Source organism: Streptococcus suis, assembly GCF_016775005.1.
Lineage (GTDB): Bacteria > Bacillota > Bacilli > Lactobacillales > Streptococcaceae > Streptococcus > Streptococcus suivaginalis.
In genome coordinates, this window is record NZ_JAEUXI010000003.1 from 196,909 (window position 1) to 218,295 (window position 21,387).

Here is a 21,387-nt window from a genome sequence, read left to right on the forward strand (position 1 = left end):
GTTGTTTTGGTCTTTGAAAGATGAATTTTTCTGATGGAGCAAGATATCATGCACGACATCATAATTTCAAGGAAATTTTTGTTATAATAGTAGCAAGTACACACAAAGGAGTCTTCATTGCAAGGAAGAATTATCAAGGCCTTGGCTGGTTTTTACTATGTTGAGGCGAATGGAATTGTTTATCAAACCAGAGCCAGAGGAAATTTTCGTAAGAAAGGCCAAACGCCCTACGTGGGTGATTTTGTGGACTTTTCTGCGGAGGAAAACTCAGAAGGCTATATTTTAAAGATTCATGAGCGGAAGAATAGTTTGGTTCGGCCTCCTATCGTCAATATCGATCAGGCGGTGGTTATCATGTCCGCCAAAGAGCCTGATTTTAATGCCAATCTACTAGATCGTTTCCTAGTGCTTTTGGAACAGAAGGATATGGATCCCATTATTTATATCTCTAAGATGGACTTGGTAGAAGATCGGACGGAAATGGATGCCTTCAAGGCTATCTATGAGAAAATTGGCTATTCCTTTGTCTATAGTTTGGAGGAATTGACACCATTATTGCAGGATAAGGTGACGGTCTTTATGGGGCAAACAGGGGTCGGCAAATCAACCCTTCTCAATCGCATTGCACCAGAATTAGCCTTGGAAACAGGGGCTATTTCAGATAGTCTGGGGCGTGGTCGCCATACCACTCGTGCGGTCAGTTTCTACAATGTCTTCGGTGGGAAAATTGCGGATACGCCAGGTTTTTCATCCCTAGACTATGAAGTCAAGGAGGCGGAGGCTCTGACAGATTGTTTCCCAGAGATTGCGGAAAGTAGCCAGAACTGCAAATTTAGGACCTGTACCCACACCCATGAGCCGGATTGTGCGGTCAAGGAAGCTGTTGCCAGCTCTGCCATTTCCCAAAGTCGCTTTGACAATTATCTCCAATTCCTCAGCGAGATCCAAAATCAGCGCGAAACCTATACCAAGGTAAGTAAGAAATTCAAATAGAAAGTTGGTTCTGTATGTCACATTATAAGATTGCACCGTCTATTTTGGCGGCAGATTATGCAAATTTTGAAAAAGAGCTCAAGCGTCTAGAAAAGACAGGTGTGGAGTATGTGCACATTGATGTCATGGACGGTCATTTCGTGCCAAATATCAGCTTTGGGGCGGATGTGGTTGCGGCTATGCGTCCTCATAGCAAGCTGGTTTTCGATTGCCATCTCATGGTGTCCAATCCTGAAAATCATATTGAGACCTTTGCCCGTGCGGGTGCAGATATTTTAACCATTCATGCAGAAGCAACGGTTCACCTGCATGGGACCTTGCAGAAAATCCGTGCTGCTGGTATGAAGGTGGGGGTGGTCATCAATCCAGGTACACCACTTGTAACCATTGAGCCTGTGCTCAACTTGGTGGATCAGGTGCTGCTCATGACGGTCAACCCAGGTTTTGGTGGACAAGCCTACATTCCAGAAGTGGCTGAGAAGATTGAGGCCTTGGTCAAACTCCGTGAAGCCAAGGGCTTGAACTTTGACATCGAAGTGGACGGTGGAATTGACGATAAGACCATTCATTCAGCCAAAAATGCTGGTGCCAATGTTTTTGTGGCAGGTTCCTTCCTCTTCAAAGGAGACTTGGATGCCAACGTTGCCAAATTGAGAGCTGCCCTTCATGACTAAGGTGACCTTGGTAGCAGGAGGGCCGCTTACTCTCTTGCCTGAGCCCGCGGATCTTTACGTGGGAGTCGATGCTGGCTCTCTTCGTCTTCTGGACCATTCCCTGCCTCTTGACTGGGCCATGGGTGATTTTGATTCGGTGACATCTGAAGAGTTGGGGCGGATAAAGGATCAAGCAGAGCGTTTTTTGCAAGCTCCTGCTGAAAAAGATGATACAGATTTGGAGCTGGCTTTAAAGGAAATCTTCAAGGCCTATCCGCAGGCCCAGGTTCGCATATATGGAGCCTTGGGTGGTCGCATGGACCACATGATGGCTAATCTCTTTCTGGCTGCAGAGCCTGTCTTGGCAACCTATATGGAGCAGATTGAATTGGTGGACAGTCAGAACATCGTCCGTTTTCGACCTGCAGGTCAGCACCGTTTGTCACCGATTGCTGGTATGAAGTACATTTCCTTTATGCCTTCGGACCAAAGCCGCCTGACCATTCGTCATGCCAAGTACCCGTTGGATGCCAGCAATTATTTTTTTAAAAAATGCTATGCTTCTAACGAATTTATAGATAGAGATATAGACATTCAACTGGATAAGGGCTACGTGGTCCTTATCTACAGTAAGGACAAGAATTAGATGGATATTGTATTACTTATTTTGCTGATACTGGTCTTGCTTGCCTTGGTTTTTCTTTATGGAAAATGGCAGAGCTTGGCCCTACTTTTGCAAGATCAGGCAGAAGACGCAGCAGACAACTTGTCTGATCAGCTCAGCTATCAACTAGAAAATGCAACTCTCAAACAGCAACAGGCTATTCATCAGGAAGTGGAAAGACTCCGCACGGAGCTTTACCAACAGCTAACCGACATCCGTCAAGAGCTGAATAAGAGCCACTTGGAAACACGAGATGCCACCGACCGCCGTTTGCAGGCCATTCAGGAGTCCAATGAAAAACGCCTGGAAGAAATGCGGCAGACGGTCGAGGAAAAGCTGGAGAAAACCCTGCAAACCCGCCTACAAGCCTCCTTTGAAACGGTGTCCAAGCAATTGGAATCGGTCAATCGTGGTCTGGGTGAAATGCAGACGGTGGCGCGTGATGTGGGTAGTCTTAACAAGGTGCTGTCTGGCACCAAAACCCGTGGCATCATGGGTGAATTGCAGCTGGGACAGATTATCGAGGATATTTTGACACCTAGCCAATATGAGCGAGAGTTTGCCACGGTTTCAGGCTCTAATGAGCGCGTGGAGTATGCGGTCAAGCTACCAGGACGGACTGAAGGCGACTATATCTACTTGCCAATCGATTCCAAGTTTCCGCTGGCGGATTACTACCGCTTGGAAGATGCTTACGAAAGTGGGGACAAGGATCAGATTGACCTCCATCGGAAAAATCTCTTGGCTGCTATCAAACGTTTTGCCAAGGATATTCAGTGCAAGTACCTCAATCCGCCTGAAACGACTAACTTTGGCGTGTTGTTCTTGCCAACCGAAGGGCTGTATTCAGAAGTGGTCCGCAATCCCATTTTCTTTGATGACCTACGCCGACAGGAAAATATCGTGGTAGCAGGACCGACCACACTTTCTGCCCTGCTCAATTCCCTCTCCGTCGGCTTTAAGACCCTCAATATTCAACGGTCAGCCGATGATATTTCTAAGGTCTTGGGCAATGTCAAGCTGGAATTTGGCAAGTTTTCTGACCTCTTGCTTAAGGCTCAGAAACAACTCAATCAGGCTAGCAGCAATATTGACAAACTCCTAACCACTCGCACCAACGCTATCGAGCGTAGTCTTCGTACCATTGACTTGTACGAAGATGACCAAACCAAGGGTTTACTTGGTCTGCCACCCCTAGATGAGGAAGACAATGAAAATTAACCAAATGAAAAAAGATGAATTCTTCGAAGGATTCTATCTAATCAAGTCAGCAGAAGTCCGACAAACACGGGCTGGAAAAGACTACCTAGCTCTGACCTTCCAGGATGATACTGGTGAGATTGAAGGCAAGGTATGGGATGCCCAGCCAGGGAAAATCAAGGATTTTACTGCTGGAACAGTTGTTCACATGCAGGGACGCCGTGAAGTTTACAACAACACCCCTCAGGTCAATCAACTGGTTCTGCGTTTGCCTATGCTGGGTGAGCCGAGCGATCCCGCTGATTTTAAGGAAAAACCGCCTGTGGATGTTAAAGACACTAAGGACTATCTGAGCCAGATGATTTTCCGCATCGAAAATGCCACATGGCAGCGGATTGTCCGTGCTCTTTACAGCAAGTACGAGAAGGAGTTTTATTCCTATCCAGCGGCCAAGACCAATCACCATGCCTTCTATTCAGGTTTGTCCTTCCATACGGCGACCATGGTTCGTTTGGCTGATAAAATTGGTGACATCTATCCCCAGCTCAATAAGAGCCTGCTCTTTGCAGGAATCATGCTGCATGACCTAGCCAAGGTGATTGAACTGACAGGACCTGATAACACAGGCTACACTGTCCGTGGCAATTTGATTGGGCACATTTCCTTGATTGATGAAGAGATTACCAAGGTTTTGGTGGAATTGGGCATCGACGATAGCAAGGAAGAAGTGACTGTTCTGCGCCATGTTATCCTCAGCCACCACGGCCTCTTGGAGTATGGTAGCCCTGTCCGTCCGCAGATTATGGAGGCGGAAATCCTCCACATGATTGACAACATCGATGCGGAAATGATGATGATGCTATCGGCCTTGGACAAGGTCGGCCCAGGCGAGATGACCAACCGTATCTTTGCCATGGATAACCGCGCCTTCTATAAGCCCAATATCGACTAATGGTAGTTAGGATAGTGTCTCGACAGCCCCTCACCAAAGGCTGGTCCACGGACCAAAAGTACAAGGTCCAGCTAGAAGATGGCCGCTTTGGTCTGTTGAGAATAGCAGAGCGGCCAACCTATGAGGCTAAGCGATTAGAGTTTCGATTGGTTCAAAGCTTGTTTGAGAAAGACTTGCCTGTGGCAGAGCCACTAAGTTTTTGGGCGGATGACTTGTCAGTCTACACCCTCTATGAATGGGTGGAAGGTCAGGACATGAATGAAGTGGCTTCCGATCTGTCTGATTCTGTCTTGTATGATTTGGGCTGTCAGTCAGGGAAGTTTTTGCGAACCTTGCATGCCCTACCGATCGACCAAAGTCAACGGGACTGGAACAGTTTTTATCAGACTAAGATTGACAGTAAAATCAAGGCCTACCAGGTAGCCAGTCATTCCTATCCAAATGGTCAAGCCATGATAGACTTTGTTCAGGCCAATCGTCACTTGCTTGAAGGGCGACCGATTGCCTACCATCATGGTGATTTTCATACAGGGAATTTTCTACTGGGAAGAGATGGAAAGCTAAAAATCTTAGACTTTGATCGCTACGACATAGGAGATCCCTGGGAAGAATTCAACCGTTTGATTTTCACGGTAGATTTGTCTCCAGCCTTTGCGCGTGGTCAGGTAGATGCCTATTTTGACGGAGCTATTCCAGAGGAATTTTGGAGACTCATGGCTCTTTATGTAACAGTAAATAGTCTAGGCGCTCTTTCTTGGGCAGAGCAAGTCGATCCTGATCAAGTTCCCTTGATGCAGGAACAGGCGGCCACCATCTCAGAATGGTATGCGGACTTTAATCACTTGGTTCCAACTTGGTATGCCTGAAAATAAAAGAAAAAACGAAAAAAGTGAACTGTTTTACTAAAAATGGTTCGCTTTTTATTTTTCTTGTGTTATAATAGGAAAAAGCCTAAAAAGGAGAGGACGAATGAAATTGAGACGCAGTGAACGGATGGTTGTTATCTCAAACTATCTAATCAATCATCCTTACAAATTGACTAGCTTGAATACCTTTGCTGAAAAGTATGAGTCAGCAAAATCTTCTATTTCAGAAGATATTGCCATCATCAAAAAGGCCTTTGAGGAAAGCTCAATCGGTCAGATTGAAACCATTACAGGTGCTAGTGGTGGGGTTATTTTCACGCCTTCGATTTCACGAGAAGAGTCCCTCGCCATCGCAGAAGACCTTCGCCAGCAGATGGCTGAAAGTAACCGTATCCTTCCAGGTGGTTATATCTATTCATCTGACTTGCTGTCTACACCTCAAACCTTGAAAAACGTTGGCCGTATCATTGCCAACGCCTTTAAGGATGAGAAAATTGATGCGGTTATGACGGTTGCGACCAAGGGTGTTCCTTTGGCCAATGCCGTTGCCAATGTTTTGAATGTTCCCTTTGTCATTGTCCGTCGTGATTTGAAAATCACAGAAGGTTCAACCGTTTCTGTCAACTACGTATCTGGCTCAAGCGACCGGATCGAGAAAATGTTCTTATCCAAACGTAGTCTGAAGGCAGGCAGCCGGGTGCTGATTGTGGATGACTTCTTGAAAAACGGAGGGACCATCAATGGTATGATTAGCCTCCTGTCCGAATTTGACTCAACCCTTGCCGGTGTAGCAGTATTTGCTGAAAACCAAAAAGGAGACCGCAACGTAGCCAATTATAAATCCCTTCTAGCCGTGACAGACATCAACGTTAAAGAAAACCGAGTTGATGTAGAGTTGGGAAATATTTTTGAATAACCTTTCAAATCTGATCTTGAAATAGATGTAGGTCAGACCTACTTTACCTTTATTCGTGCAGAAAGAAAAAGCTGAGTTTTCGGCTTTTTTTGTTTTTTGGAGGCTAATCAAAAGATTCACTACCTAGATCGAAAAAAGCGGACAAAATACACATAAAAAATAGATAAATAAAGTAGCATATATATTGTGTTTCACCTATGATTGATGTACAATGAACCTATAAATAGAAAAAAGGGGAACACTATGTCACGCATTAAATTAACACCAGACGAACTCCGTACTTCAGCGATTCGCTATACAGAAGGTTCAGATAATATCGATGCTATTTTGTCATCTTTGTCAAATGAGCAATCTGTTATTCGTGAAAACTGGGAAGGTACAGCTTTTGACAGTTTTGATGCTCAATTTGAAGCGCTTAAGCCAAAAATTGTTGAATTTTCTGAGTTGCTTCGAGATATCAATGCCCAATTGAATAAAGTAGCTGACATTATCGAGCAAACAGATGCAGACATTGCAGCGCAAATCAATGGCTAAGGGTTGACGAAGTTCAAATGCTAGGAAGGCGCCAGCCTTCCTATTTTTTATCGAGATGAAGGAGATATGAAAAATGGATAAACAGCGCATTTTGAAGTATGGGAGAAATGCTTTGCTGGTCTTACTTTTGCTTCTATCTATCATTGGATTAAATATTGCCGTTCAAAACAACACGAGTATTTCCAAGAAAGAGCAAGAAGCAGGGCAACAAACGATTAAGCTGGATGTTGCCCTAGTCAATGAAGACAATACTGTAACCCTAAATGGTACGGAATATAATCTTGGTGCTAGTTATGCAAAAAACATCGAAAAAAATACTGCCCATAACTGGTCAACTGTCAGTCGTGGTACGGCTGATAAGGGATTAAAAGAAGGGCTTTACCAATTGGTGGTGACCATCCCAAGCGATTTTTCAACAAAAATCTTGGATATCAACAATACCAATGTGGATAAAGCGACAATTACCTACAAAATCAATGCAAATGGTAACTTGCAAGTTGAGAATGAAGCGGTTAAGGTGGCAAAAGGAATTATCGCTGACCTGCAAAGTCAATTGATTGATATGTATATGGCTAGCATTCTTGGCAACCTTTACCAAGCGCAACGAAATGTTCAAACCTTGTCAGATACAAAGGTGAACAATATCGCTGTCTTTCGAAGTAATCTTTATCAAACAGCCGTTGATTTTCAGACACTGTTCCCTAATTTGGTCACAACGGCAGATTCGACATTGGCAGCTAACAATCTCTTAAAAGAAGCACTTTCTGGCAATGTAACAGTCTATGATAGTCTGAATACAGCACAAACAGGCTTGAAAGATAATTTAGCTGGTTTGATTGAGCAACGAAATCAAGGTAAATTATCCCAGGAAGAATTTACAGCTGCACTGTTAGAGATGAATAGCTCGGTGCTCAATGCTGAAACAGAGCAGCTGTTTACAGCCATCAAGACGACTCAAGAAGCACTTTCGGGTCAATTAGGGGCAGCTGCAACAGATGAAACCGGTTCAGCAAGTGGCTATACAGGTCTGGTTGCAAAACTAGATCAGGCTATTGCAGATTTACAGGTCGCCATTGAAGCGGAAAGTACAAAATTAGCAGAACATGAGGCTGCCATTGCTAGTTTTGCTGAGACACACCTCAGTAATTACTACGGTGAGAATTTAGAAACGATTGACCTCGAAGCGTTTTTGAGTAAGAGCACAGACCTGCCCGTTTCTCTAGCGTCCTATAAAGCTAGCTTAGATCAGATGGTATTGAATCAATTGGCAGGATTGCCAAGTTTGAACCCTGCAGACCTGGCTTCTGACTTAAACAAGCTAGATTCGCAAGCTACAGGTAAGATTCAATTTGATACAGCATCCGCGCAAGCCCTATTTGGAGAAGGATTTACGCCATCTAATGATTTGACGGAGCTACAGAGATTAGCGTCTGAATTAGAACCTCATCTTCAAGCAGCTGCAGATTTTACAGTGCCAACACCAACGACTCAAGCAACTCTTTCTTTAGATATCCCATCGGGGTTTGACCTGGTATCTTGGGAACTAAATGGATCCACTTATACCAATCCAAGCGAAGTTGTGGAGCTACAAAAGGACAATGTTGTGCTTGTCACCCTGCAATATGAAAAGAGTTCGACAATTGTCTCAACAACAGTAGTTACTGCCCCAGTATCCGATTCTTCAACGACGGATTCAAGCTCAACAGATTCAGCGACCCCTCCATCAACAAGTACCTCTACTGATGCGCCAGTTACAAGCACTGAGGTGGTAACGGGGACTGTTGGAGTCCGTGTGAATAATTTGGAGATTACAACGGCGGGATTTGATTGGGAAAGTTTTTTGAACAATCAGGAAAATTACCGCAAGGCAGAAGCAGCCTATGCTGCAAAGGTTAGTGAAATTATTGCAAAATATAATCAGGTTAATAATCTGTTCAATCACTACTATCCTGCGGATCCTACTACTGGTGAACGCAGCAGTTTGACGTCTAGCTTCTTTCATCAAGATGCAAAATCTTTATTAACATCTTTAGTTACGGACTCTATCATAGCAAATCTGCAGTCCTATTCAGAAGCGCGTGCGCAAGATCAAGCTCTAAAGGATAAACTAGCTGAGTTAGAGGGTCAGAGACAAGAATTAACAGACCAACTTCAAAATATTAGCACAACAAATTCTGATTTAGCACAACAGATTGCCAATCAATTAGCATTTTTAGAAGACATCAAGGCACGGGCTCAGGCGATTGCAGAAGGGCAAGAGCAGCAGGCCTCACTTCAAGGAACACATGATACAGAACTAGCAGCTCTTGCTACAGAACTGGATGCCTCACTTTCGATTACTGATGAAGTCAAGACACTATCAACTCAAAACGTCGAAGAGGCAACCAATGTTAATACCATTTTTACAACCTTTACAGATGATGTGCAAGCAGCGCAAGAAAGTGGAAATCGCCTTTCTTCAGAGGCAACTTCCTTGATGGAGAGATTTGAATCAGAATTGGCTGAAAATGGCGACTTTGTCAAAACCTTTACTTCTGTCTTAAGCAATACCTATGACAATGGTGTTCCAAATGAAGTGATTTTGGATTTCTTGTCCGCACCATTGACAGAATCGTCTTCATCTGTAAAAGCAACAGTCAACACCTACAGACCTTTCACCTGGATTTTACTTTTGGAGATGGTGGCCCTGTTTGCAGCTTATGTTTTTGGTACTCATCGTGTGATTAAAGCTGTGAAAGATAAGTTTAAAGTCAGCCGTCTAGAGGATACAGATTTAGTAACGGTGACTGTGCTCAGCGTTCTATCTCTTCTGGTCGGTGGATTGATCGGGGTTGTATCAAGTCAACAATTGCAGATTGATAGCGAGTTGATCCCGACTTGGGTGCTGATGATTACCTTGTTTAGCCTATTACTAGCACAAGGTCAGTATCTATTGATAAAAAATGCCAAAGGACTTGGCATGGGGATTAGTTTCTTCATAGTGATCAGCTTTATTTACCTATCCAATGCCATTGGGACAACTGCTAGTTTGACAGGCTTACCTGCCGTGTTAAAAGCCATCAACCCTCTTTCTGTTTTAGAAAATAGTTTATCTGGATACTTTGATGGTGAAGCTGCCAGTCTGACAGTGATTGCTACGGCGCTCGTATTGGGGCTTGGTTTTGCTGGCTTGAGTGCTTTTGTTGATGTGGAAAAATTCCTAAATAAAAAAGAGGATTAAATGAAAAAGATAGCACTTGTTCTTAGTTGCTTGGTTCTCTTTCTTCCGGTTGGGATAGAAGCGTCCGAACTTGGAGATAATAGTCTTCAAATTGATAGTTCACGCATCGAAGTAGAAAAAGAAAAGAAAATAGGTAGTCAGGATTTACTGGTCCAATCTTTGTTTTTGGCACCAGATCAAGCAGAATTGACTGCCAAAAAAGAAGCTGATCAAGTCTTATTAGAGCATCAGCTAAATAGCCTATTCCAAACTGGTGAGAAACCAAGTACGGATATTTTGCAAGTGGGGACCTTGTTTGATACTCGGACCCATAAGGTGATGACAACCAAGGTAGATAGTGGGACAGAGGGAGCTCCAGCAGGGCTTCTCTCTGGCCTGTTTTTTGCTTCTATTGTAGTTGGCATTCTATTGCTTGCAAGTTTAGCAACCTATTTGATGGGTAAGGATGAAGTAGGCCAGGAATAATCTTCTAGTGGTCTATTGGAGGAGATGAGATGGAGACGCATATCAATGTTACCTTACATGATGGGGGACGAATCAGGGACTTACGGATTCCGACTCACATTGAGGTTAGGAGATTAATCAAGGAGTTGGATGGCATCTTCGAAAAAGAGAATGCTAGAAAAAAATACCAACTCCATGTTGTTAATAAGGGGTTCATTTTGGACGAAGGGAAAGTATTAGCCGATTATCCTGTGACAACGGGAGATATTGTAGAGGTTTTGGAGGTTTAGGGTGAAAGAAGAAACATTTGTCTTTGGTGGACAGGAATTTGTCTTTTTAAAGGGGGATAAAGAGTGGCACCTTGATGTAAAACGGTCTGATGTGGCAACTCAAGAGCTATCTGACCTGCTCTTGTTGGATTTGCACCACCCTCAATTTTTACAACAGGAAATGACGGTGGATGAAGATACAGTTCATTTCACCTATCATCTGGATGCATTTGGGCAAACCTTTGAGGACATGAAAGAGAAAGAGGTCTCTGAAAAACTACGACTTTCTCTCAATGTTTTAGAATTGAAGCAGGCTTTGAAATTGCCAATCACCTTTTTCGTGCATCCGTCATCTGTCTTTATTACTAAGGATGGTCGGGCCAAACTAGCCTATCGGGCTATCCCGGAGAAGATGGTGCCCCAGACCTTGGATGCTACGGATTTGTTGAAGCAATTAAAATCTTATATCCTTGCCTTATTTACAGAGCATGATTTTATGGACCTTTACAATGGTGCGCTGGATGTGGTTCCTGTACCGGAGTTCTTAGATACCATTCGCAAGGCAGAGGATATGGATAGTTTGGAAGGACTTTTGCAGGGCTATTTTCAGGATAAGTTGGAGGAGGAGAAGGCGACTTTGACAAGGGTTTCTCGCTCTAAGCACCGTCTCTATCGCTATGCGACTATCTGGCTTTCTGCCCTGGCAGGATTATTGGTCTTGCCGCTGATTTATCTAGTTTTCATGCACAATCCTTTCAAGGAAAAAATGCTGGATGCGGATACGGCCTTCATCAAGGTGGACTATCCTGGGGTGATTAGTGAGCTGGAGCGGGTAGAGGTTTCTAATCTTCCCTACACTCAAAAATACACTCTTGCCTATGCCTACATCCAAGGGTTTGATTTGAGTAATGAACAACGTTCTGTTATCTTAAATAATGTAACGCTCAAATCAGATGAGCAATACTTGGACTACTGGATTGAAATTGGTCGTGGTAATAGCCAAGAAGCTTTGGATTTGGCCAAGCGTTTGGATGATTCGGATTTGATTTTGTATGCTCTTTACCAGCAAATGGAACAGGTTCGTGAAAATACGACTTTGTCGGGAGAAGAGCGGGAAACAACCTTGGATGAGTTGAAAGCGGAGTATCAAAAGTATTGGGATACACGAACTACGATTTTGAATGAAGATGGGTCACAGGTGGAAACAGGTACAAGTTCGATGTCTAGTTCAACCTCTTCTACAGAGCCATCATCAACGAGTCCATCAAGCTCGAGCGGGGAATAAGCAATGGCAGAGACAGTAGTTTTTTATAAAGATGGTTTTCGCTATGTGGCGGATGTGTCTGCTGGGAAAAAGATTCTTTTTCAAGGCACAGAAAAGGCGCAGGTTTTTGTCTCCTCACTGGATGCTCCCTTGACGATTTGGTTAGATGAAGCACAAGTTTGCTATGACTATGATGGAGTGGAAGGAAAGCTTGTATCTGGTATGTCTTTGGCGGGGGGCGTGGTCTATCTTCTTCCGTCGGAGCAGGTGATCCTAGACCCTCTTGATAAGCAGGAATTAACGATCGGCCAGCATGCGGGAAATAGTTTTGTCCTTGCAGGGTCATGTTGTCATCTCTTGCTCAAACGCAGTGACCAGTCATGGATGCTTTATCGTTTGGCGGGCTCCATCTATATCAATAACCTTTTGATGGAGAAAGGGGAAATGGAGCTGGCTCTTGGAGACGAGCTTGCTTTTGAGGATACTTTTTTCAAATTTTATGCAGATGAGGTCCTGGTTGCGGGTCCAGTAGAGGCTAGTGATGAGTTGGCTCGTAAGTCTGCATCGCGCTATGCTTTTTATGAGGATTATCCAGATTACCATCGTTCTCCACGGATTATCTATCGGAGTTCAGAAGACAGGGTGGCTATCAATGCGCCTTCGAATGCACCATCAAAACCGTCTGACAGTTTGTTGAAACTAATCTTACCTCCTCTTATGATGGTGGGGATTACATTGGTTATCATGATTTTCCAACCTCGTGGTCTCTACGTGCTTGCGACTATCGCCATGTCGATTGTGACGTTGGGGATGTCTATCGCTGGCTATATAAAGGGGAGAAAGGATTATCAGAAAGAGCTGAGAGACCGAGAGGGGCTCTATCATGACTATCTGGCTGATAAGGCCAAGGAGTTGGCTGGTCTGACCAAGTCGCAGAAAGATGGTCAGCTCTACCATTATCCTGCTATTGAGACCTTGGTGGATCTGGCAGATAGCTACCACCATCGAATCTATGAGAAGACGCCTCTTCATTTTGATTTCTTGTATTATCGCTTGGGTCTGGGTGAGGTTCCGGTGTCTTATGACCTGTCCTATGCTCAGACGGAACGGTCGGGCAAGCGGGATCCCTTGGAATTGGAGGGTTTTCAACTCTATGAACAAAACAAGACCATTTCAGATATGCCCATTGTGGCCAATCTGTCCCATGGTCCTGTCGGCTATATTGGTCCGCGGGCCTTGGTGATTGAGCAACTCCAGCTCATGGTCAACCAAATAGCACTTTTCCATTCCTATCATGATGTGCAGTTTATTACCATTATGCCAGAGGAGGAGAAGGAGCAGTGGGATTGGATGCGGTTCTTGCCTCATGCGACCTTGCAGGACATGAATGTGCGTGGCTTCGTCTATAACCAGAGGACCCATGATCAGGTGCTCAACTCGCTCAATCAGATTTTGAAACTGCGCAGGGCTCAAAAGGAAGACAAGTCTAATCGGGAGTCGACCCTCTTCAGTCCTCACTATGTGGTCTTGGTGACGGATGAGAAGTTGATTTTGGACCATGTCATCATGGAGTTCTTCACAGAGGATCCGACGGAATTGGGCTGTAGCCTGGTCTTTGTGCAGGATGTGCTGTCTTCTCTGTCTGAGAATATCAAGACCATCATTAACATCAAGGATCGAAACACTGGTCAGCTGGTCATGGAGGAAGGTCAGTTGCGTGAGATTGACTTTGCCTTGGACCACTTTCCAGTTGGCTATGATAAGGAGACCTTGGTGCGCCGCTTAGCTCCGCTAAACCACCTACAGAACCTCAAGTCTTCTATCCCTGAAACGGTGACCTTTATGGAGATGTATGGGGCTGAGACCTTTGAGGACTTGGGTGTTGTCAGTCGTTGGGAAAAGCATGCGCCTTATAAGAGTTTGGCGGTGCCACTGGGTCTGCGTGGCAAGGAGGATATTGTCTATCTGAACTTACATGAAAAGGCTCACGGTCCGCACGGTTTGGTGGCAGGTACCACTGGTTCTGGTAAGTCAGAGGTCATCCAGTCTTATATCTTAAGCCTTGCGGTCAATTTCCATCCGCATGATGTGGCCTTCCTTCTCATCGACTACAAGGGTGGGGGCATGGCCAACCTCTTCAAGGACCTGCCTCACTTACTTGGGACCATCACCAACTTGGATGGCGCCCAGTCTATGCGGGCCTTGGTGTCCATCAATGCGGAGCTGAAGCGCCGTCAACGTCTCTTTGCGGAGAATGATGTCAACCATATCAATCAATACCAGAAGAAGTACAAGCTGGGTGAGGTGAGTGAGCCCATGCCTCATCTCTTCTTGATCTCCGATGAGTTTGCGGAGCTCAAGACCAACCAACCTGACTTTATGAAGGAGCTGGTCTCAACCGCTCGTATCGGTCGGAGTTTGGGTATTCACCTAATCCTAGCCACTCAGAAGCCATCTGGTGTGGTGGATGACCAGATCTGGTCCAACTCCCGCTTCAAGCTGGCGCTCAAGGTGGCAGATCGGAGTGACTCCATGGAGATGCTTAAGACGCCAGATGCGGCTGAGATTACCCAGGTGGGTCGTGGCTATCTGCAGGTCGGAAACAATGAAGTGTATGAACTCTTCCAGTCTGCCTGGTCTGGGGCTGATTACCAGCCAGATAAGGATGAGCAGGGGATTGAGGACCATACCATCTATGCCATCAATGACATCGGTCAATATGAGATTCTCAACCAAGACCTGTCAGGTTTGGATCAGGCAGAGTCCATCAAGGAGGTTCCGAGTGAGCTTCAGGCTATCGTAAGTAAGCTGAAAACCTTGACAGAGCGCTTGTCCATCAAGGCCCTGCTGCAACCATGGTTGCCTCCGCTATCTAAGGAAATCTTCCTGCAAGATCTCCGACCAAAAGGTTTCAAGGACTTGTGGGGAGAGGCAAGTGGTCTGGTTGCACGCTTGGGGATGGTGGATATTCCAAGTCGCCAGAGCCAAGAAGTCTTGGAACATGACTTTGAAAAGGATGGACACATCGCCCTTTTCTCTAGTCCGGGTATGGGGAAATCGACCTTTGTTCAAACCCTAGTGATGGACTTGGCACGCCAACTGACACCGGAGGAGCTATACTTCTATCTCTTGGACTTCGGTACCAACGGACTCTTGCCGTTGAGAGATCTGCCTCATACTGCGGATCTATTGATGGCGGAGGATACAGAGAAGTTGACCAAGTTCATGCGTCGGATTAAGGACGAGTTGGCTCAGCGCAAGGCGGCCTTTAGTCGCTATGCCGTCCCAAATCTCACCCTCTATCGACAGGCGAGTGGAGACGAGCTTCCTGTTCTCTTCTTGGTTTTGGATAATTTTGATGGTTTGAAAGAGGCAAGCCTTGGAGCTGAAATGGAAACTCTCTTACAAACTCTGGCACGTGAAGGAGCCAGCCTCGGAATCTACCTGGTCCTCACAGCTGGTCGCAGTGGGGCTCTTCGCCCAGCTTTACAAGCCAGTCTGAAAACACGTTTGGCATTGAAATTGACGGATGACGTCGAATCTCGTACCATTGTCGGTCGTCACCAACATGTGATGGAAGAGGTTCCTGGTCGAGGCTTGGTTCATTTGGATGAGGTTGAGGTCTTCCAAGTAGCCCTTCCAACCTATGCCAAGGACTCCTTTGGTCTGGTGCAGGCTGTACAGGATGAGGCAAAAACCATGGCTGCTTCTTGGACGGGTGCACTACCAGAAGGCATACCAGTCATGCCTGAGAGTCTGAGCTTTGAAGAGTTTGCGGGACTAGCAAGCGTGCAAGAAGCTGTCGCAGGTGGTGAGCTACCAATCGGACTAGACTTTGAGAATGTGGAAGCAGTACGTTTACCACTGAATAAATTGAAACATGTATTGATGGTATCTGATACTGAGGAGAACCAAGTGGTACTCATCCATCATGTCTTGAGGTCGGTGACGCAGTTAATGAAAGAGTTCAAAGTTATGTTGGTTGATTCCAGTGAGAATTTTGTGTCTTACAGAGAACAAGTTAGTCAATATATCAGTGATGAAATCACCTTGAAAACTTATTGCCAGCAACTTCTTTTCGAAATGGAAGAACGCCTCAACGAAGATATATCAAGTTTGAGACCGTGGATGATTCTCATTCCATCAATATCAGACTTTATCCACTCCACGGGTGTGACGGCTGATGAATGGAATCGCTTGTTTGAGCTTTCTCATAAAGTAAAACTTTATTTATTGATTGGCGGACAACATCAAGTACTTGGGGTAAGTAATGATTCTATTCTTAAGAAAATACGAACGGAAGCTCAGTATGTATTATTGGGTATGCGTTTAATGGATCAAAACTTCTTGGAAAAAACTTATAATAGTAAGGAAGCAAAAGTTGCGATAGATGAAATATACTTGCACAATAGAAGAGATTCTATTAAGCTCAAAATTAGTAAGGAGGGGGAAGAATGATTCAGAGTAATAGCCAAATTGCTTCACAAGTAGCGACAGGAATAGCCACAAGTGCATCGAATATATCTGGTATTGGCATGGCAACAAAAGATGGAGTTTCTAGCTACAATGGTAATAATGATGCTTCGACTCATATTTCGCGCGAAAAGGACTATAGTACTCAGGTTTCTCATAAGTTGGTTGAGTTTGTCTCTTTAGTCCAATCCATGGCTGCCGAATTTGAGGCGGTTGATCAATCCATTAGTCGTTCCTTGGATCAGTTGGTTCCTTCAGGTGGTGGTCAAGGGGCTTATTCAGGTGGTGGACGTCGCTTACTGACGGATTAAGGTGCTAGGATATGGTGGAAAAACAAGAAGAGAAAGTTCAACTGTTGCTTGAAAGACAAAAAAAGTTGGAGAGGGATATTGAACAACTAGACGAAGTGCGAAAAAAACAGGAACAATTTGAAGAAGAAGTAACGGAATCAATGGGGGAAGTCATGTATTATTTGAGGGAAACCTTGGATCTTGCCTCTTCCCCTACTGATAGTAAGGAAACTAACGAATTGATAGATGATGTGCGCATTAGTCTTTCTAAATTCCATGGTGAGATGGATGAACAGCGTTCATTCTTGAAACAGGAAGAGAATCGTCTCTTATCGGACTTAGATGAAACACGAGTTGCTTGCATTCGTGAAGAAATTCGACTAGAAGAAGATAGCAGAAAGGAGATTAGTCATGGTTAAGGTTGAAGTAGGTAGTCTGGCAAGTCAGGCTTCCTCTAGCTCCTCTATCGTTAGTGCGCGCATCTCCACCTTACAGGGGGCAATCGGCGCTTTAGAGAGGTTTTTGGTTGAGTCGGGCTTGGAAGGTGCGGCCTATACAAGTGCCAAGAGTTATGCCAGTCAAGTCTTGATTCCCTTGGTTCAGGCTATGATACTTTATTCAGAGAGTGTCAGTGAGAATACCTCTCAATTACAGCGTCAGTATAGCTCTATTTGTAAAGGTGAGAGCCTTGATAGTGATAATTTAGAACGACAGATCCAACAATTAGAAGCTAGCTATCGAGCTGCAAGACGGACCTACGATATTTTGCTTCGAGAGTTGTCTCCGATGGCAGCAGAGCACTCTATACTAATGGGGAATATTCGTCGCCGTATCACCAAACTTCAAACGAAGTTAGATAGGCTCCATCGATTTAATGCGGTCTCTGCTCATACCTTTAGTGATATTGGTAGTCTTGAAGTGGCCTTGATGAGCGGATTGAATCAAGTCAGTGTTAACTTTAGTGGGTTTTCCGCAAGTCAGGGATTTCCAAGTTATAACAAGTCCAACCTCTCATGGGCTAAGACTGTGAATAGTCAGTGGGAGAAGAGGGAGGAGGTAATTACTGAATTTTCAGCGGTTGAGAAGAAATTGAAAAATGGTTCATCATTAACTGAAGAAGATCTCAAGATAATTGAATCTTATCAGAATCGTTTTCCTGGGGTAGAGTTGCCAGATTACGTACAGGGGTATCTAGCCAACCAAAAGGTGTCTAAATCTGAGAATGAAATAGTCTCAAATGTAATTTTTTCTGATCAAAATAAAGAGGCTATTAATACAATAGAGAATGCTGTCGAATTTGCGAAAAACGGCCTGTTTGTTTCTGCATCTGTAAGATATTGGAATAAGCATAAAAATAAATGGACAAGTGAAATGTTTGAAGCAAGGACGTTTTCTAAAAGTGGGGCTCGCATTGAGGATATAAAAGGTGTGGGGAAATTTTTGAAAAAAAGTAAGGCTCTAAAAAAGATCACATCAAAATTTCCATCGTTTGAGCATGGTCGCTTAAATAGAGATTTGAATATGATGAGAGAAACTAATATCAGTAAAAGTCTGAATCAATTTGGAAAGATAGGGGAAGTTACTGGTAAGACACTGAATATTGCATCTAAAGGATTAAAGGTTGCAGGGTGGTTGGGAACGGCTATTAGTGCAAAACAATCATTTGATAAGTATAAGAACGAAGGTTATAGCGACGAGCAAAGCATATCTTTAACAACACGGAAAGTAGTAATTGAAGGTACCACATCTGCTGTAGGTAGTGTAGCTGGCAGAGTAGCAGGTGCAGCTATCGGACAAGTGTTGATTCCAATTCCGGGAGTTGGAGCGGCTATTGGTTCAGTTGCTGGAGGAATCCTTGGTGGTATAGCAGGGAGTTGGATTGGTAGTATGGTAAATGATAATATGGATAGAAATGTGTCACCTAAAAAAAGAGGATGGAGCTGGCCATGGTAATGATCTTAAGAACTTTGTTATTCCCTGTTGATAATGGTATGGGAACTGGATTGAGTGGAGATGGATACTCCGCTGAATATGATTTGTGGACTGGTAAAGTTAGATGGCGGAAAGCTGCTGAAGGCTCAATTAGTAAACAACAAGAGCTGACATTCAGACTATTGGTACTATCTTCTATACTTTCTCCAATACTGGTGGCAGGTTTGCTATTCTTTAGCAGAAATCTATTTCAGGGGACAAAAATTTTATACAAAGATGTAGATAAGTACGCACCAATAATTTTAGGTATTGTTTTATTTTTAGCATTTGAAACTTTGATGCTTGCTATAAGAAGACGAGACCCTATTGTTCAAGTAGAACCAAGTTTAAAGAATCAACATGAATACTTTGAAAAAATGTTTGACTTTTCAATAAAGAAAAATATTTCAGGAAGAAAAATCCCTCCCTATGTAACCACATATTTAGCTTCTTTTAGTGTCTTACTATGTATCCCTCTATCTTACTATGTTTACCTAAATCCTGAGAATTTTTCAGACACAAATTATGGTCCCATTGTGACACTTTTAGTGACGAGTGTTTTTGTTTCGTTGCTACCTAACGTTCTATGGAATCTTATTATTAAGCATATTATTTATTTAAAACTTATTAGAAAAACGAAAGAGGAATAATGATGAACAAACCAGAACATATCTTACCAATCGGTACAATAGTACTTACTCAAATGGGTGAGTTTCCGTTAATGATTGTCAGCCGCGCATCTCTATATGATGATAATGGAGAAATCGGATATTTTGATTACGCTGCAGTCCCTTATCCGGAAGGAATGGGAAATGATGGTGAATATCTTTTCTTTAATCATGAAGATATTGCAAATGTTATTTATTTCGGTTATGTTAATTCACACGAACAAGTATTTTCTGACCAGTATTATGACTTGGTTAGAGAGTCTGGGTATAAAAAATTAAGTTTAGATAGTATTTTAGACTGATTCAAGTATTATTCTTTATTTCATCTGTGCTTAAATTGATATTTGAAAATTTTGAAATACAATTAGTTATAATAAGTATATATGATCAAAAGTTATAGAATATAGTCTTCCAAAGCAATTTCTATCCAGACAAGATTACCTTGTCTGGATTTTTGGCATAATGTAAGAGTATTGTTCTTCCTTGATGGATAAGAAGATTCTTCATTTACTGGTTCGATAAAAAGGAGAAACAGAATTACTACAGTCAATCAAGAGTCAGTGAAGAAAAAGTAAAGGAGAAACCGAATGGTTAAGATGAATCTACCTAGCTCGGACAATCAGGCGACTTCCAACGGTCGAGTATCGGCTTCTCGGATGGGAGCGTATGAGTCGGCGATGCAGGCTCTGGGCTCTTTTATAGGAGCAGAGGGTCTATCTGGTCAGGCTTATGATAATGCCAAAGACTATGCGGCGAGCACTCTTTTGCCTCTGCTTAAAGCAGCGATTCTCTACGAGGAATCTTTGAGCGAGGCAGTGAAGCGTCTCCCTTCTGACTATCGGGCTACCGAATACCTGGAAGGGAAAAGTCTTGATTCGGATGTATTGGAAGCAGAGTTAGCTCGTTTAGAGTCGGTTGGCATGCGTCTGGATCGGTCGATTGATCGAGCTTTGGAGATGGCTCGTGACTATCCCGATTATGAGTGGCATGCCCATTCCATGATGCGTCAGCTCAACCAGGTTATAGACCGTAAGAACAAGGTTCGACGCCAACTTCAAGCCTTGTATGCCTTTGATGGGCGGTCGAGCGGTTTCTTTTCGGGTATAGGAGACCTAGAAACACAGCTTAGTCAAGGGATTTCCCAAGTTGGCAGTGACATGAGTAACTTTTCAGGAAGTTTTCCAAGCGGTCTAAGTCCAATGTGGGTTTCAGCGGTTAATCAGAAGTGGAACGACCGTGTGAAGCGGATGAGAGATACTTCTAGTCCTGCGGATTTCAGGAAGTTGGAGGAGAGGGAGGCGGATTATGAATTAGTTAATGCAAAATTCCAATCGGTTTTTGAAAAAGCTCAAAAAGGATTTAGTCTAACAGATGAAGATATTCAAGCGGTTGAAAAATACCTTGAAAAATATCCACAAGCAAAAATCCCGGAACATCTGCAAGATGCAATAATTCGGTTTGAAAAACAAAAAGAAAATCAAATGACAGTCGCGGAAAAAATCGAGGATGCGACTCATGGGGCAGTAACTGATGTAAGTTTAGGTGGATTATCTTACTTGCTTACTAAGGAGAATGGATTGGCGTCAAAAATAGGTTACTCACTAGGGACAATTTTTGATGATGCGGCAGGACCGATTGCCCGTTCGGCTAATGATGCAATTCGCGCTAGTTATACAGGTGCAATTAATACTGTCGGTGATGCAATAGGATCAACAGTCTTTGGGGCAACTATTGGTTCAGTGATCGGTATGGTGCAAGGAGATAGCCCTGGACAGGCAATTGCAAGTTCAGTTATGACGACTGTTACATCGGTAGTGGTTGGACAAGGAATTACCTTAGGTCTTTATTCTATAGGTTTGATTGCTAGTGCAACACTAGTGGGGCTGGGCCGCTATTGGTATTGGTGTAGCAGCTGGGGCAATATCATCATGGCTATATAATTCTGATTTTATGGGTATGAGAAGTGTTGCTCAAGATTTTGGACAAGGTTTGGATAGGACGTTTTCTGAT

General features: G+C 43.8%; 19 protein-coding genes. All 19 read left to right on the forward strand.

Translation table 11 applies throughout. The features are described from left to right. Positions 1-117 precede the first annotated feature (117 nt). The 19 genes from rsgA (at position 118) to JNG37_RS04700 (ending at position 21,317) form a co-directional block, all read left to right on the forward strand. Complete coding sequence (gene rsgA / locus JNG37_RS04610; RefSeq protein ID WP_158456428.1) at positions 118-993, forward strand: ribosome small subunit-dependent GTPase A; 876 nt, start codon at positions 118-120, stop codon at positions 991-993. Between the two features lie 14 nt (positions 994-1,007). Beyond that, a complete protein-coding gene (rpe, locus tag JNG37_RS04615) occupies positions 1,008-1,667 on the forward strand; it encodes a ribulose-phosphate 3-epimerase (protein ID WP_136670559.1) in 660 nt (219 codons plus the stop codon). After that, positions 1,660-2,292, forward strand: coding sequence for a thiamine diphosphokinase (locus JNG37_RS04620; protein WP_158456430.1), 633 nt, complete (start codon positions 1,660-1,662; stop codon positions 2,290-2,292). Before rpe ends, JNG37_RS04620 begins: the two co-directional genes overlap by 8 nt. Further along, on the forward strand, positions 2,293-3,531 hold the full coding sequence (locus tag JNG37_RS04625) for a DNA recombination protein RmuC (RefSeq protein WP_158456432.1): 1,239 nt from the start codon (positions 2,293-2,295) through the stop codon (positions 3,529-3,531). Next, the gene (locus JNG37_RS04630) at positions 3,521-4,462 is read left to right on the forward strand and encodes a 3'-5' exoribonuclease YhaM family protein (protein ID WP_158456434.1); all 942 of its coding nucleotides are present in this window, start codon (positions 3,521-3,523) and stop codon (positions 4,460-4,462) included. Before JNG37_RS04625 ends, JNG37_RS04630 begins: the two co-directional genes overlap by 11 nt. After that, the gene (locus tag JNG37_RS04635) at positions 4,462-5,328 is read left to right on the forward strand and encodes an aminoglycoside phosphotransferase family protein (RefSeq protein ID WP_158456436.1); all 867 of its coding nucleotides are present in this window, start codon (positions 4,462-4,464) and stop codon (positions 5,326-5,328) included. The genes JNG37_RS04630 and JNG37_RS04635 overlap by 1 nt, the downstream gene beginning before the upstream one ends. Positions 5,329-5,431: 103 nt before the next feature. Next, positions 5,432-6,244: a pur operon repressor gene (gene purR / locus JNG37_RS04640; RefSeq protein ID WP_158456438.1), complete on the forward strand. Its 813-nt coding sequence runs from the start codon at positions 5,432-5,434 to the stop codon at positions 6,242-6,244. Positions 6,245-6,487: 243 nt separating this feature from the next. Next, positions 6,488-6,778, forward strand: a complete 291-nt coding sequence (locus JNG37_RS04645) for a WXG100 family type VII secretion target (RefSeq protein ID WP_013730614.1) — start codon at positions 6,488-6,490, stop codon at positions 6,776-6,778. A gap of 73 nt (positions 6,779-6,851) precedes the next feature. Continuing rightward, positions 6,852-9,998 carry a type VII secretion protein EsaA gene (gene esaA / locus JNG37_RS04650; protein ID WP_158456440.1) on the forward strand — a complete coding sequence of 1,049 codons (3,147 nt, stop codon included), beginning with the start codon at positions 6,852-6,854 and terminating at the stop codon, positions 9,996-9,998. Further along, entirely contained in the window at positions 9,999-10,463 is a 465-nt protein-coding gene (gene essA / locus JNG37_RS04655; RefSeq protein WP_013730613.1) for a type VII secretion protein EssA, read from the forward strand. 29 nt (positions 10,464-10,492) lie between these two features. Next, positions 10,493-10,732: an EsaB/YukD family protein gene (locus JNG37_RS04660; protein WP_014638709.1), complete on the forward strand. Its 240-nt coding sequence runs from the start codon at positions 10,493-10,495 to the stop codon at positions 10,730-10,732. Position 10,733: 1 nt separating this feature from the next. Beyond that, positions 10,734-11,996, forward strand: a complete 1,263-nt coding sequence (essB, locus tag JNG37_RS04665) for a type VII secretion protein EssB (protein WP_158456442.1) — start codon at positions 10,734-10,736, stop codon at positions 11,994-11,996. A 3-nt stretch (positions 11,997-11,999) separates the two neighbouring features. Then, a complete protein-coding gene (gene essC / locus JNG37_RS04670; RefSeq protein WP_158456444.1) occupies positions 12,000-16,433 on the forward strand; it encodes a type VII secretion protein EssC in 4,434 nt (1,477 codons plus the stop codon). Next, positions 16,430-16,759 carry a TIGR04197 family type VII secretion effector gene (locus JNG37_RS04675; RefSeq protein WP_158456446.1) on the forward strand — a complete coding sequence of 110 codons (330 nt, stop codon included), beginning with the start codon at positions 16,430-16,432 and terminating at the stop codon, positions 16,757-16,759. Before essC ends, JNG37_RS04675 begins: the two co-directional genes overlap by 4 nt. A gap of 11 nt (positions 16,760-16,770) precedes the next feature. Beyond that, on the forward strand, positions 16,771-17,157 hold the full coding sequence (locus tag JNG37_RS04680; RefSeq protein ID WP_158456448.1) for a hypothetical protein: 387 nt from the start codon (positions 16,771-16,773) through the stop codon (positions 17,155-17,157). Next, positions 17,150-18,691: a hypothetical protein gene (locus JNG37_RS04685; protein WP_158456450.1), complete on the forward strand. Its 1,542-nt coding sequence runs from the start codon at positions 17,150-17,152 to the stop codon at positions 18,689-18,691. The genes JNG37_RS04680 and JNG37_RS04685 overlap by 8 nt, the downstream gene beginning before the upstream one ends. Next, on the forward strand, positions 18,685-19,359 hold the full coding sequence (locus tag JNG37_RS04690; protein WP_158456452.1) for a hypothetical protein: 675 nt from the start codon (positions 18,685-18,687) through the stop codon (positions 19,357-19,359). The genes JNG37_RS04685 and JNG37_RS04690 overlap by 7 nt, the downstream gene beginning before the upstream one ends. After that, positions 19,359-19,679 carry a DUF4176 domain-containing protein gene (locus JNG37_RS04695; protein WP_238336259.1) on the forward strand — a complete coding sequence of 107 codons (321 nt, stop codon included), beginning with the start codon at positions 19,359-19,361 and terminating at the stop codon, positions 19,677-19,679. Before JNG37_RS04690 ends, JNG37_RS04695 begins: the two co-directional genes overlap by 1 nt. Before the next feature lie 285 nt (positions 19,680-19,964). Further along, positions 19,965-21,317, forward strand: coding sequence for a T7SS effector LXG polymorphic toxin (locus JNG37_RS04700; RefSeq protein WP_158456454.1), 1,353 nt, complete (start codon positions 19,965-19,967; stop codon positions 21,315-21,317). The last annotated feature ends 70 nt before the right edge of the window (positions 21,318-21,387 follow it).